Below are 12,644 nucleotides of genomic sequence, written 5' to 3' on the forward strand. Positions count from 1 at the left end.
CTCCCACTTCGACTCTTACTAATTATTGCCGATTAAGATTGTTACAGCCAATTGATAAAAGCGATAACCCTGTTCGTTGCAGGGCATTTTTTTTTAAACCGCTCGTTTAAGCTGTTCACGCAGTTCAGCGACTTCATCGCGCAGTTTACCTGCTTGTTCAAACTCAAGATTCTGCGCCGCTTTGTACATCTCTTTCTCTTTAGCGTCAATTTCTTTCATCACCGCTTTCGCGTCTTTGACAACCACAGTGCGGGCATCATACCCGGAGGCCACTTCAGCCAGCGCTTTTTCAGCCTTACTCTTACGAGCTTTGGCTGAGCCCTGCCCCAAGTCCATCACGTCGGTAATGTCTTTATTCAGTCCCTGCGGGGTAATACCGTGCTCTTTGTTGTAAGCAATTTGCTTCTCGCGGCGACGGTCAGTTTCATCCATAGCGCGTTGCATAGAGCCGGTAATACGGTCGGCGTATAAAATGGCGCGGCCGTTAACGTTACGTGCCGCACGACCAATCGTCTGAATTAACGAACGATCGGAGCGCAGAAAGCCTTCTTTATCCGCATCTAATATCGCGACCAGCGACACTTCCGGCATATCCAGACCTTCCCGCAGCAAGTTAATACCGACCAGCACATCAAACTTACCCAGACGCAAATCGCGGATAATCTCCATACGTTCAACGGTATCAATGTCTGAATGCAGATAACGCACCTTTATGCCGTGTTCATCCAGATAGTCGGCTAAATCTTCCGACATCTTTTTGGTCAAAGTTGTCGCCAGCACCCGCTCGCCGACCTCTGTCCGCAAGCGTATTTCAGACATTAAATCATCCACCTGGGTGGCAACCGGACGCACTTCTATCTGCGGGTCAATCAATCCTGTCGGCCTGACAACCTGCTCAACCACTTCATTACCACTGCGCTCTAATTCATACTTGCCCGGTGTCGCTGACACATACAGGGTTTGTGGCGCTATAGCCTCAAACTCATCAAATTTAAGCGGCCGGTTATCCAGTGCTGACGGTAAACGGAAACCGTATTCCACCAGATTTTCTTTACGCGAGCGGTCGCCTTTATACATAGCGCCAATCTGCGACACAGTAACGTGTGACTCATCAATGATAAGCAGTGCGTTATCCGGTAAATAGTCCATCAACGTTGGTGGCGGCTCGCCCGGCGCACGACCGGATAAATAGCGTGAGTAGTTTTCAATGCCCGAGCAATAGCCAAGCTCCAGCATCATTTCAATATCAAACTGCGTACGCTGATTAATCCGCTGCTCTTCTATGAGTTTATTTTGCTTAAGCAGAATATCGCGACGATCTTTCAACTCATCTTTTATCTTTTCAATGGCTTTAACCAGCACTTCTCGCGGTGTTACATAATGCGTTTTCGGATAAATAGTGGCGCGCGCAACGTCTTTTTCCGTCACCTGTCCGGTTAAAGGCTCGAAAAAGCTAATGCGATCAACTTCGCTGTCAAACAGCTCCAGACGCACCGCTATTTCTTCCGACTCCGCCGGAAAGATATCTATCACATCGCCACGAACCCGGTAAGTACCGCGCTCGAAGGCTGCGTCGTTTCGCTTATACTGCAACTGAGCCAAACGCCGCAGAACGTCGCGCTGATCGATAATGTCGCCACGACGCAAGTGCAGCATCATTTTCATGTAAGACTCGGGGTCACCCAAGCCGTAAATGGCCGATACCGACGCAACCAGAACCACATCACGGCGTTCCATCAGAGCTTTGGTAGCTGACAAACGCATTTGCTCTATGTGGTCGTTAATTGAGGCGTCTTTCTCAATGAAAGTATCGGTTGTCGGCACATAAGCTTCAGGCTGATAGTAGTCATAGTAAGAGACAAAGTATTCCACCGCGTTATTGGGGAAATACTCTTTCATCTCACCATAAAGCTGCGCTGCCAGGGTTTTATTGTGTGCCAGTATCAAGGTAGGACGCTGCGAACGTTCAATGACATTCGCCATAGTAAAGGTTTTACCTGAACCAGTTACCCCCAACAGCACCTGATGCGCCAGACCGGCGTCCAGATTATCGAGCAGCGACTCAATGGCTTTGGGCTGGTCACCCGCCGGCTTGTATTTAGAAACCAGTTCAAATTTCTTAGCCACGTTCTCTCCTCAACTCGCGTGAAAACCACCAATACGCAATAACAGCAGTAAACAGATTAGCGACCACCCCGCCAATGAATAAACCGGTTAAGTCAGCGAGTACACTCCCCAAATAAGAGAGCGGTACGAATAAAACAAATAACCGAATGATACTTAACCACAACGCGTTCATTGGCCGGTGCACAGCATTAAAGCTGGAATTGGTCAGTATAATAATGCCCTGTAACCCGTACCCCAACGGCATAATATAAATAAAGAGCTTAACAATGTCGGCAACCGCTTGCTCTTCAGCAAATACCTGAGCTATCCAGTGTGCGGTTACCAGCATCAGTAAATAAATGATCGCCTGAATGGCCAGCACGGCTTTTAACGCGGTTCGATAGGCTTCTTTCACCCGATCAATACGATCCGCACCGTAGTTCTGGCTAATTAATGGCGGCAACGACATAGACAACGCCAGTATAATGACGCTGGCCAGTGACTCCAGTCGGGACCCGACACCGAACGCTGCCACGGCTGGAGCTCCATAAGATGCGACAATAGCAGTCATCACTGACATAGCTAATGGAGTCAGCATATTGGCGCTGGCTGCCGGCATACCTATTTTTAAAATACCGCGGGCTGACTTAACCCATGCCTGAAAAAAAGGTCGTCCGGCCGGCGGTTTAGAAGAAACCAGCTTGTTTCTGCGCAGCAACCAAAACACTAAAAAGACACCACTAAACCAGGAAATAACACTGGCAAGAGCGGCACCTTCAATTCCCATGGCAGGAATAGGCCCTAGCCCAAAAATTAAAATTGGATCGAAAATGGTGTTCGCCAACCCACCGGAAGCCATAATAAGCGATGGTGTTCGTGTGTCACCGGCGGCTCGCAGAACCGCATTCCCAACCATAGGCGTAACCAACATCACGCAGCCCAGATACCAGAGCGTCATATACTCCCGTATCAATGGCATTAGCCGTTCCTGTGCCTGCAATAAACTGAAAACCGGGTCCATCAGCAAATAGCCAATGAGTGCCAATGCAGCAACTAATATGGCGGACACCGAGAGCGCAGAAAAACCGTCAAAATGAGCCTCTTCCGGCCTGTCGGAGCCGTATTTACGGGCAATGACGGCAGATGTTCCTATACCTAAACCTATGGCCAGGCTTATAACGGTGAAAGTAACGGGAAAGGTAAAGCTGACAGCCGCGAGAGGGTCTGTTCCGAGCATACTGATAAAGAAGGTATCGACAACATTGAAGCTAATGAGAGTAGCCACACCGAAAATAACCGGCCAGGTCATTTCCCAGAGTTTTTGTCCTACCGGCGCGCTGATAAGACTTCTTGATGCGTCGGCAGCTGCCATTCAATCCCTCCTCAGTTCGATAGCCGAATAGTGTACATGAGACTGTGCTTTGTGGCTACGGAGAATAGACTTTAGCCACTGCGATCCGTATAGTAATGGGCATTTCAACCCTTGCGAAAAACAGGATCTGAACGTGGATTATCAACTCTCTGATCGTATCAATGCGATTCAACCATCGCCGACTCTGGCGGTGACTCAAAAAGCCAATGAATTACGCCAACAAGGCAAAGATGTTATTGGTCTGGGCGTCGGCGAGCCAGATTTTGATACACCAGATTTTATCAAAGAAGCGGCTATTCAGGCTATCCATGACGGTAAGACCAAATATACGGCTGTTGATGGTATCGATGAGCTAAAAGATGCTGTTATTAACAAGCTAAAACGCGACAACAGCCTTAGCTACCAACGTTCAGAAATTATTGTGTCAGCCGGCGGTAAACACAGTATTTTCAATTTACTCAGTGCCTGGTTAAATCCGGGAGATGAAGTTGTTATTCCCGCACCTTACTGGGTTTCGTATCCTGACATGACCAAGTTGGTTGGCGCTACGCCAGTTATTGTTAAAGCCGGCATAGACCAACGTTTTAAAATTACACCAGAACAATTGCGTAACGCACTAACGGATAAAACACGTTTAATGTTCATCAATAGTCCGTCCAACCCGGCCGGAACAGCTTATACCGCGAACGAGCTTGAAGCCCTTGCGGAAGTGCTGCGTGATTATCCAAATGTACTTATCGCCACCGACGATATGTACGAGCATATTCTCTGGAGCGACTCGCCCTTTGCTAACTTCCCTATGGTGGCTCCAGATCTTAAAGATCGCACCGTTATCCTAACGGGTGTCTCCAAAGCTTACGCTATGACGGGCTGGCGCATCGGTTATGCTGCAGGCCCTAAACCAATTATTGCTGCTATGAAAAAAATGCAGTCACAAAGTACATCAAACCCTGCCAGCATTAGCCAGTACGCGGCAGCGGCAGCATTAAACGGCGACCAAAGCTGTATTAAAACCATGGTGACTGCATTTAAAGAGCGTCACGACTATTTGGTTGATGCTCTAAACAGCATTGACGGCATTGACTGCGTACCAGGCGACGGTACTTTTTACGCTTTTGCTCAGGTCGATAAGCTAATGGCTAAAGCCAATGTCAGCAGCGACGTTGAACTGTGCGAAAAACTGCTGACACAAGCCAACGTAGCCCTTGTGCCAGGCTCGGCTTTTGGCACGGATGGTTATTGCCGTTTATCCTTCGCTACCGGAATGGATGTTTTGAAAGAAGCGGTTAAACGTATCAAAAGTTTCTCAGAAAGTTTATAAAATGAAGGTTTTGGCGCCATTTTTTACAATGAGCGCCAAAACCCTATTAATTGAACGCTTGTTACAGCATAAATCCCATCAATACCAACTCTTTTCACTTTGATACTTTTATTACAAGTTACTAAAAATTCCTTCCTGCCATTAGTGATCGGATCCAGATCTAAGTGACCGATGTCAAGCCTAATAATTCAATTTAACATGAGATTTTTTGGCGCGTTTTTTAGTCAAATTCACTAAGAAATACACAAGTTGCTGATTCTTCACGCATTGACTGGTGAATCGATCACCAACCTGAAGATTTATTCACCAGAATAAACTAACCTATTGTTTATTATATAGATTTTGTTTTATCGTTACTTTTTAACCACTACGGAAATCGCCCTCAAAGCCGCATCATTATTACGACTTCACAGAGTTAAACACAAGGTTATCCACAGATTCCGTGGATAAGATCATGTAGCCTTTATCTACTGCGACATTCAGATATCTGTGGATAATCAGATCCTCGAAAAAGCTAATACTTATGTTATAGATGTGAATTTGACAGTTACTTGACATTGTCAGCGATAAGGATTAGCTCATCTTTTTGCATTGATGTGACTAAAAAAATCAATTTGCTGACTTTTTCGACAACCGAGCCCTTTTCCTTTAAAAACCTTCGCAGAATAGTTGACACCCCTGCGTATGAGCTTTAATATTCGCAGCCGTTGAATGTTGTTCCCCAGTAGCTCAGTTGGTTAGAGCGGTGGACTGTTAATCCATGTGTCGTTGGTTCGAATCCAACCTGGGGAGCCAAACAACATCCAGCCTATTCCAATCCCCAGTAGCTCAGTTGGTTAGAGCGGTGGACTGTTAATCCATGTGTCGTTGGTTCGAATCCAACCTGGGGAGCCACATTCAGAAGAACCGCCTATATGTCGGTTTTTTCGTTTCTGGACCAAAGCTCTGCACTGAGTTCAGCAACTGGTTGCGTTGCGCCATCGGCAATCCATTGTGCCAGCGTTTCCGCGACATTAGGCCAGTACAGTCTATGAGGTTCCCGTTGCGCCAGCCAGCTGTCAACGTCACTGGTCTCAACTCGTTTTAAGACACTAGCCAGCCCATGCTCCTGTAATATGCGGGCATTCCACTTTTGTTCAAACTGGCCTGCTAAAGGTTTTACTGCCAAAGCCTTTCCCTGGCTCAGCGCTTCGCAACTGGTTTCAAAACCGGCATTCGACAAAATAGCGGACGCCTTACTAAAGTGCTGAGCAAACTCAGTACGTGAAGGCGGATAGCATTCGATGTGCCCCAACGACTTCCGCTCTACCTTAGGATGAAAAAGCGAGAACTCATAGTTATCCAAGGGTTGAAGCTGGTCAATAATATCTCGGGGGTCCTCAAAAGGAAGGTAAACCACAACGCGCTGCATTAACCCGACACAGGCGTTTTCTTCCTGTCTTACCACCGGGGGAATCGCATTGCCACTAGCCAGCCAATGCATACCAACGGGTTCTGAACATGGTGCAAAGGATGAAATCAGCTGCTTTTGCCACCAGGACAATCGTTTAAACAAATCGGGTTCATGAAAAGCGTATTGTCGGCCCAAACCAACACAGCGCACGCCTTGTTTCTTCGCCGCCCAGGCGGTTACCGGCTCATAGTCAGTAATTACCAGGTCATAGTCGGTAACCGATAAGTTTTTCACATCTTGCCAAAACTGCCGCCAATGGTTATTGAGTAATGTCTTGCGTCGGCGAAGCCTCCCCCTTTCGGTGACAAACGACAAGCCCTGACGCCATTGGTAGTCACCGAAAACCTCCATGTCAAAAAGCCCTGAAGGCTGGCGACCCGATATGAGGTAATCAATTTCAACATTACGATGTTTAGTCAAAGACTGAGCTAATGTGTGGCAACGACTTAAATGACCATTCCCTGTACCCTGAACTCCGTAAAGAATTTTCATATCGTCAGTTCCGAAACTAAGACAGCCAGTGCAACACCGGCAACAATATCACTCGGATAATGAACCCCGACCACCACTCTTGACGCCCCAATAGCCATTGCCCAGCCAAAACAGGCTAACCCCGCGGCAGGATAATAGTGGTAGGTAACCGTGGCGAATAAAACCGCTGCCGCCGTATGCCCGGAAGGAAAGCTAAACTTGTCGCTGGCAACAATAAGCGCCGCAAAAGACAAGTTACGCTCACAGGGACGTTGCCGACGGAAACTGTTTTTCATGATCCAGTAAAAAGGAAGTTCAAGAGAAAATGCGAATATCAGACTGGTAAAATATTCGTCGCCGCTGTCATCGAGCATCCAGACCATTAAAGCAATAGCGAGGTATCCATAGCCATCGCCGCTGCGGGAAGTCAGTAGAGCAATTTGTCCGGGAAGATCTTTCGCCCTCAACCCGGAAAACAGGCAATAACAGTAACGATCAAAGCGTTGTAAATAACTGAACAATACCATGGTAGAAAACCCAAGTTGGCTTCAGTTGGGGCTACTTTGCCAAGCCTTTATGACACTAAATAATCAGTTTCGTGAATAAAATATGACAATGTCTGAATTTTCTCCTAAACCCATGCTCGCTGTCTGTTGTTTATGGCGGCCAAAACACCGATAATATGCGGTCTTAAATAACCACAGTACCCGGAAAGGTAAATGACCGATTACTTACTGCTACTGATAGGCACCGTGCTGGTAAACAACTTTGTGTTGGTAAAGTTCCTGGGCTTGTGCCCGTTTATGGGCGTTTCCAGCAAGTTAGATACCGCCATAGGTATGTCCGCTGCCACCACATTTGTGCTGACACTGGCCTCGGTCTGCAGTTATCTGGTCAATCAGTATTTGTTAGAGCCGCTGGATTTAATGTCACTGCAAACCTTAAGTTTTATTCTGGTTATTGCCGTGGTCGTGCAGTTCACCGAAATGGTGGTGCATAAAACCAGCCCAACCCTGTATCGGTTGCTGGGCATTTTTCTGCCTCTAATTACTACCAACTGTGCCGTTCTCGGTGTTGCTTTGCTTAACGTCAACGAGCAACACAACTTTGTGCAGTCCATTGTTTATGGCCTGGGTGCCGCAGTTGGGTTCTCCTTGGTACTGATTTTATTCTCAGCTCTGCGTGAGCGCTTAGCTGCCGCCGACGTGCCAGTAGCATTTAAAGGCTCAGCTATTGCGATGATCACCGCAGGGCTTATGTCTCTTGCCTTTATGGGCTTTAGCGGATTGGTGAGCGGTTAATGAGTTTATTCGGAGCAGTTATCGCGCTGGGCGTATTAGCGCTGATATTCGGGGTGATACTCGGCTTTGCCGCGGTTAAATTCCGTGTCGAGAGCGACCCCATTGTTGACCAAATTGACGAAATTCTGCCTCAAACGCAATGTGGGCAGTGCGGATATCCCGGTTGCCGCCCATACGCACAGGCCATTGCCGATGGCGATGACATTAATAAGTGTCCTCCCGGTGGCGAAGCAACCATAAAACAGCTTGCCGACTTAATGGGCGTTGAACCCAAACCCCTTGACGACGCCCACGGCGAAGAAGACGTTAAAAAAGTCGCGATTATTCGCGAAGACGAGTGCATTGGCTGTACCAAATGCATTCAGGCATGCCCGGTTGATGCCATTTTAGGCGCGGCAAAACAAATGCACACCGTTATTGAACATGAATGTACAGGTTGTGACCTTTGTGTCGAACCTTGCCCGGTTGACTGCATTGACATGGTGGCGGTTAAGCCTAAGCCTGAAACCTGGCAGTGGGACTTAGACACCGTAAAAGAAAACATAAAAGCCAACAGTATTCCGGTGAAGGTGGTTGAATGAGCGATGTAAAAACAGTAAACCGCGACTTTAACACCGATATCATCGGCCAATTTCCCGGTGGCGTTCATCCGCCGGAACGCAAACAACCGGCCAGCAGCCGTCCAATAAGACGTTTGCCATTGCCAGCAGAGCTCATTTTACCCGTACGTCAACACATAGGCCCGTCCGGCAAAGTATTAGTTGAGGTAGGTGACCGTGTTGATAAAGGCCAGCGCCTGACTGAAGCCGGGTTAAGCCAGGGGTTACCGCTGCATGCTCCAACCTCGGGTATTATTGCGGCCATTGAAGAACGCCCTACGGCCCATGCCTCGGGTCTGCCCGAGCAAGCCATTGTCATTCATCCGGATGGAGAAGAACGCTGGGGCAACAAACATGCTCTGCCCGACTATCACGATGTTGAAATATCGCGTTTGCTGGAGCTGGTTCAGGAAGCGGGTATTGCCGGTCTGGGTGGCGCAGGTTTTCCTACTGCGCAGAAACTGGCACAGCAAAAACCCCTTAAGCATTTAATTATTAACGGGGTTGAGTGCGAACCTTATATTGCCGCCGATGACCGTCTCATGCAGGAGTACGCAGACGATATTATTGCCGGTACCCGAATTTTACAATACATCACCCGATGTGACTCGGTGTTGTTTGCTATTGAAGACAATAAGCCCGAAGCAATAAAAGCCATAGCCGCGGCCATTGATGATGACACGCAAATAAAGCTTAAAGTGGTACCAACCAAGTACCCTTCCGGCGGCGAAAAACAACTGATTGAGCTGCTGACAGGCCATCAAGTGCCCAGCGGCAAGTTGCCCATGGACATTGGTTTACTGATGCAAAACGTCGGTACCGCTTATGCCGTTAAGCGCGCCATTATTCACGGCGAACCTTTACTAGAGCGAGTGGTTACCCTAACCGGCGAGGCATTAGAACAACGCGGTAACGTCTGGGCATTATTAGGTACCCCTATTCAACATTTGCTGGATGAATCCGGTTTTAATCCGGAAAAGAAACAACGAATTATTATGGGCGGCCCGATGATGGGGTTCACCTTACCCAGTACCGAAGTACCGGTCATTAAAACCACAAACTGCATTTTAGCACCAACCGATCACGAGCTGCCGGCTCCTGGCCCCGAGCTGGCCTGTATTCGTTGTGGTGCCTGTTCGGACGTCTGCCCCGCAACTTTGCAGCCACAGCAATTGCAGTGGCTGGCCAAAGCGAAAGACTACGACGAACTGGAAAAGCATCATTTATTTGACTGCATTGAGTGCGGCGCCTGCGCCTATGTTTGTCCCAGCGAAATTCCGCTGGTGCACTATTACCGCAAAGCTAAGGCTGAAGTGCGTAACATTGCCCGTGAAAAGGCCAAAGCCGAACAGGCTCGGAAGCGCTTTGAAGCTCGCCAGGAAAGGCTGGAGCGCGAAAAGCAGGAACGTTTAGAACGCCATCGCAAAGCCGCCGAAGAGCGCAAAAAAATGCAGCAGGAAAAAGCCAGTAGACCTGACAGTAAAACTGACAGTGGCGACGAGAAACCAGCTGGGAAATCCGCCGCAGTTGCAGCCGCTATTGCCCGCGCCAAAGCCAAAAAAGCGGCACAAGCAGCAAAAGACAACGCCGATGAGGACAGCTCAGCCAAAGGAAATGAGTCATGAGTTTCAAAATTGCACCATCACCCCACGGGCATAACCAAAGAACCACCAGCGAAATGATGCGCTGGGTCTGCTATGCCTTAGTGCCCGGCGTCTTGCTGCAAAGCTACTTTTTTGGTCCCGGAGTCTGGTTTCAAATTACACTAGCCGTTGCTACTGCGGTATTAGCCGAAATGGCCTGTACGGTTGCCCGCGAGCGACCGGCGTTTTCCGCGCTGCGTGACAACACCGCAATAGTCACCGCCATTTTACTGGCCATTAGCATTCCCTCACTTGCGCCCTGGTGGGTCATCGTTATAGGAACCTTATTCGCCATTGTTGTGGTCAAGCATGTGTATGGTGGCATGGGTCAGAACCTATTTAACCCGGCCATGGCAGGTTATGTGCTGTTGTTAATTTCGTTTCCGGTACAAATGACAAACTGGCTACCGGCTTCCACTATTAGCGAGCACTCGCTAACTTTGTGGCAAACACTGCACACCATATTGTTTGAATACACCCCTGCCGGTTACAGCGTAGAGCAACTGCGTGCAGGTATTGATGGTGTCACCATGGCAACACCGCTGGATACCATAAAAACAGAACTGACCCGGGGTTATACGCTGACAGAAATTTATCAGGGACCAGAGTTCAGTTATTTTGCCGGTGCCGGCTGGCAGTGGATTAATCTGGGCTTTTTAGTCGGTGGCTTACTTTTAATTCAGCAACGCATTATCAGCTGGCACATTCCGCTGGGGTTCCTTGCAGGCCTTTGCCTACCGGCTTTTATTGCTCATATTTTTGCGCCCGACCTTATGCCCGGACCTATCGTGCACGCCTTAAGTGGCGCAACCATGTTAGGTGCTTTCTTTATAGCAACCGACCCGGTATCGGCCGCCACGTCAAACCGGGGCCGCGTGATTTTTGCCTTATTGATTGGCTTCATCGTCTTTGTTATTCGCAGTTGGGGCGGCTACCCCGACGCCGTAGCCTTTGCCGTGTTGCTTGCCAATATGTGTGTACCATTAATAGACCGGTATACGCGGCCTGTTGTTTACGGCCACGGAGACTGATATGACCTTTAACAGTATGCAGAAAAATGGTTTATTACTGGCCGCTTTTGCGGTCATTGCTACCGCTTTAATTATTGGTGTGCAACTGCTGACAGAAGACAAAATCGCCAGACAACAGCAGCAGCAAGTGCTTCGCACACTGAATCAGTTGATACCGCCGGCACTGCACGACAACGACTTATACCAATCCTGTCGATTACTACAGGATCCGGCTCTGGGCAGTACTAAGCCGCAGCCGTTGTATCGCGCATGGGTTAACGATGAGCCCACTGCTTTAGCGGCTGAAATTGTAGCTCCAGACGGCTACTCCGGCGCTATCCGTTTGCTGCTGGCTATTCAACCCAATGGCGAAGTTTTAGGTGTAAGAACCTTGCGCCATCAGGAAACCCCGGGGTTAGGCGATAAAATTGAAATTCAGAAAAGTGACTGGATAAAGAGCTTTGCTGAGAAGCGTGTTCGCGGTGAAGATGATAACCGCTGGGCTGTTCAGCGCGACGGCGGCATGTTTGATCAGTTCACCGGCGCGACCATCACCCCCCGGGCTGTGGTCTCTGCCGTAAAACGTGCGACATTAAAGCTTCAGCAGCAAGCAGACGTTCTGTTTAACGCCGACTTACCACATTGTCAGGAGGCTCAGGAATGAACGAATACAAAAACCTGACCAAGCAAGGCCTGTGGGAAAACAATCCCGCATTAGTGCAGCTTTTAGGCTTGTGTCCACTATTAGCAGTGACTGCCTCAGTCACCAACGCCATGGGCCTGGGTCTGGCGACCTTGTTCGTACTGGTTGGTTCAAACATCACCGTGTCTCTGGTGCGTGAATTTATCCCTTCGGAAATCCGCATACCCGTTTTTGTCATGGTCATTGCCACCTTCGTAACCATTATTCAACTGCTCATGAACGCCTATGTGTTCCAGCTTTATCAGTCGCTGGGTATCTTCATTCCGCTCATTGTGACTAACTGCGCCATTATTGGCCGCGCCGAAGCTTATGCCTCTAAAAACCCCTGGCAACGCGCAGCATTCGATGGGCTGGCAATGGGTGTTGGCTTTGCATTGGTACTGATAGTACTGGGCGCTATGCGAGAAATTATTGGTAACGGCACCCTGTTTGATGGCGCAGAATTGCTGCTGGGTGAGTGGGCAGCACAATTGCGAATTGAGCTCTTTACCGTTAATTACCCTTTATTACTGGCTATATTACCGCCAGGAGCCTTTATTGGCATGGGCTTTATCATTGCCCTGAAAAACAAGATTGACGCTGTGCGGAGTGCCCGTGCCGAGAAGAAAACCGTTACCCGGGCACGGGTCACGGCCTAATAAAAAAACACAAATAAAAACGAACTC

The 12,644-nt window shown here is 48.7% G+C and carries 11 protein-coding genes and 2 tRNA genes; 9 read left to right on the top strand and 4 right to left on the bottom strand.

Going from position 1 to position 12,644, the window contains the following annotated elements:
* Positions 1-93 precede the first annotated feature (93 nt).
* Together uvrB and BM359_RS04980 are read right to left on the bottom strand one after the other, a co-directional pair.
* The gene (gene uvrB / locus BM359_RS04975; protein WP_054491297.1) at positions 94-2,127 is read right to left on the bottom strand and encodes an excinuclease ABC subunit UvrB; all 2,034 of its coding nucleotides are present in this window, start codon (positions 2,125-2,127) and stop codon (positions 94-96) included.
* Complete coding sequence (locus BM359_RS04980) at positions 2,120-3,478, bottom strand: MATE family efflux transporter (RefSeq protein WP_054491298.1); 1,359 nt, start codon at positions 3,476-3,478, stop codon at positions 2,120-2,122. The genes uvrB and BM359_RS04980 overlap by 8 nt, the downstream gene beginning before the upstream one ends.
* Positions 3,479-3,611: 133 nt before the next feature.
* Between BM359_RS04980 and BM359_RS04985 the strand changes: the two genes are divergently transcribed.
* The 3 genes from BM359_RS04985 to BM359_RS04995 all read left to right on the top strand — a co-directional run bounded on the left by BM359_RS04985 (position 3,612) and on the right by BM359_RS04995 (position 5,693).
* Positions 3,612-4,799: a pyridoxal phosphate-dependent aminotransferase gene (locus tag BM359_RS04985; RefSeq protein WP_054491299.1), complete on the top strand. Its 1,188-nt coding sequence runs from the start codon at positions 3,612-3,614 to the stop codon at positions 4,797-4,799.
* Between the two features lie 718 nt (positions 4,800-5,517).
* A tRNA-Asn gene (locus tag BM359_RS04990) sits at positions 5,518-5,594 on the top strand.
* A 22-nt stretch (positions 5,595-5,616) separates the two neighbouring features.
* Positions 5,617-5,693, top strand: a tRNA-Asn gene (locus BM359_RS04995).
* Between the two features lie 16 nt (positions 5,694-5,709).
* Here BM359_RS04995 and BM359_RS05000 read toward each other — a convergent pair.
* Together BM359_RS05000 and BM359_RS05005 are read right to left on the bottom strand one after the other, a co-directional pair.
* Entirely contained in the window at positions 5,710-6,744 is a 1,035-nt protein-coding gene (locus BM359_RS05000; RefSeq protein WP_054490980.1) for a glycosyltransferase family protein, read from the bottom strand.
* Positions 6,741-7,250, bottom strand: a complete 510-nt coding sequence (locus BM359_RS05005) for a phosphatase PAP2 family protein (protein ID WP_054490982.1) — start codon at positions 7,248-7,250, stop codon at positions 6,741-6,743. The genes BM359_RS05000 and BM359_RS05005 overlap by 4 nt, the downstream gene beginning before the upstream one ends.
* A 192-nt stretch (positions 7,251-7,442) precedes the next feature.
* On the opposite strand from BM359_RS05005, the gene rsxA reads away from it, so the two are divergent.
* From rsxA to BM359_RS05035, 6 genes are read left to right on the top strand one after another with little or no spacing between them, the layout of a single operon-like run.
* Positions 7,443-8,024: an electron transport complex subunit RsxA gene (rsxA, locus tag BM359_RS05010; RefSeq protein ID WP_054490984.1), complete on the top strand. Its 582-nt coding sequence runs from the start codon at positions 7,443-7,445 to the stop codon at positions 8,022-8,024.
* Positions 8,024-8,605, top strand: a complete 582-nt coding sequence (gene rsxB / locus BM359_RS05015; protein ID WP_054490986.1) for an electron transport complex subunit RsxB — start codon at positions 8,024-8,026, stop codon at positions 8,603-8,605. The genes rsxA and rsxB overlap by 1 nt, the downstream gene beginning before the upstream one ends.
* Positions 8,602-10,248: an electron transport complex subunit RsxC gene (gene rsxC / locus BM359_RS05020; protein ID WP_054490988.1), complete on the top strand. Its 1,647-nt coding sequence runs from the start codon at positions 8,602-8,604 to the stop codon at positions 10,246-10,248. Before rsxB ends, rsxC begins: the two co-directional genes overlap by 4 nt.
* Positions 10,245-11,297: an electron transport complex subunit RsxD gene (gene rsxD, locus BM359_RS05025; RefSeq protein ID WP_054490990.1), complete on the top strand. Its 1,053-nt coding sequence runs from the start codon at positions 10,245-10,247 to the stop codon at positions 11,295-11,297. Before rsxC ends, rsxD begins: the two co-directional genes overlap by 4 nt.
* A 1-nt stretch (position 11,298) precedes the next feature.
* Positions 11,299-11,940 carry an electron transport complex subunit RsxG gene (rsxG, locus tag BM359_RS05030; protein WP_054490992.1) on the top strand — a complete coding sequence of 214 codons (642 nt, stop codon included), beginning with the start codon at positions 11,299-11,301 and terminating at the stop codon, positions 11,938-11,940.
* Positions 11,937-12,617, top strand: coding sequence for an electron transport complex subunit E (locus tag BM359_RS05035; RefSeq protein WP_054490994.1), 681 nt, complete (start codon positions 11,937-11,939; stop codon positions 12,615-12,617). The genes rsxG and BM359_RS05035 overlap by 4 nt, the downstream gene beginning before the upstream one ends.
* Positions 12,618-12,644 lie beyond the last annotated feature (27 nt).

Source organism: Idiomarina abyssalis (genome assembly GCF_900116625.1).
GTDB classification, from domain to species: Bacteria; Pseudomonadota; Gammaproteobacteria; order Enterobacterales; family Alteromonadaceae; genus Idiomarina; species Idiomarina abyssalis.

Excerpts from the sequence above, each read along its gene's own strand:
- BM359_RS04980 (WP_054491298.1), bottom strand. The coding sequence starts at position 3,478 with ATGGCAGCTGCCGACGCATCAAGAAGTCTTATCAGCGCGCCGGTAGGA.
- BM359_RS05000 (WP_054490980.1), bottom strand. The coding sequence starts at position 6,744 with ATGAAAATTCTTTACGGAGTTCAGGGTACAGGGAATGGTCATTTAAGT.
- BM359_RS05005 (WP_054490982.1), bottom strand. The coding sequence starts at position 7,250 with ATGGTATTGTTCAGTTATTTACAACGCTTTGATCGTTACTGTTATTGC.
- rsxA (WP_054490984.1), top strand. The coding sequence starts at position 7,443 with ATGACCGATTACTTACTGCTACTGATAGGCACCGTGCTGGTAAACAAC.
- rsxB (WP_054490986.1), top strand. The coding sequence starts at position 8,024 with ATGAGTTTATTCGGAGCAGTTATCGCGCTGGGCGTATTAGCGCTGATA.
- rsxC (WP_054490988.1), top strand. The coding sequence starts at position 8,602 with ATGAGCGATGTAAAAACAGTAAACCGCGACTTTAACACCGATATCATC.
- rsxD (WP_054490990.1), top strand. The coding sequence starts at position 10,245 with ATGAGTTTCAAAATTGCACCATCACCCCACGGGCATAACCAAAGAACC.
- rsxG (WP_054490992.1), top strand. The coding sequence starts at position 11,299 with ATGACCTTTAACAGTATGCAGAAAAATGGTTTATTACTGGCCGCTTTT.
- BM359_RS05035 (WP_054490994.1), top strand. The coding sequence starts at position 11,937 with ATGAACGAATACAAAAACCTGACCAAGCAAGGCCTGTGGGAAAACAAT.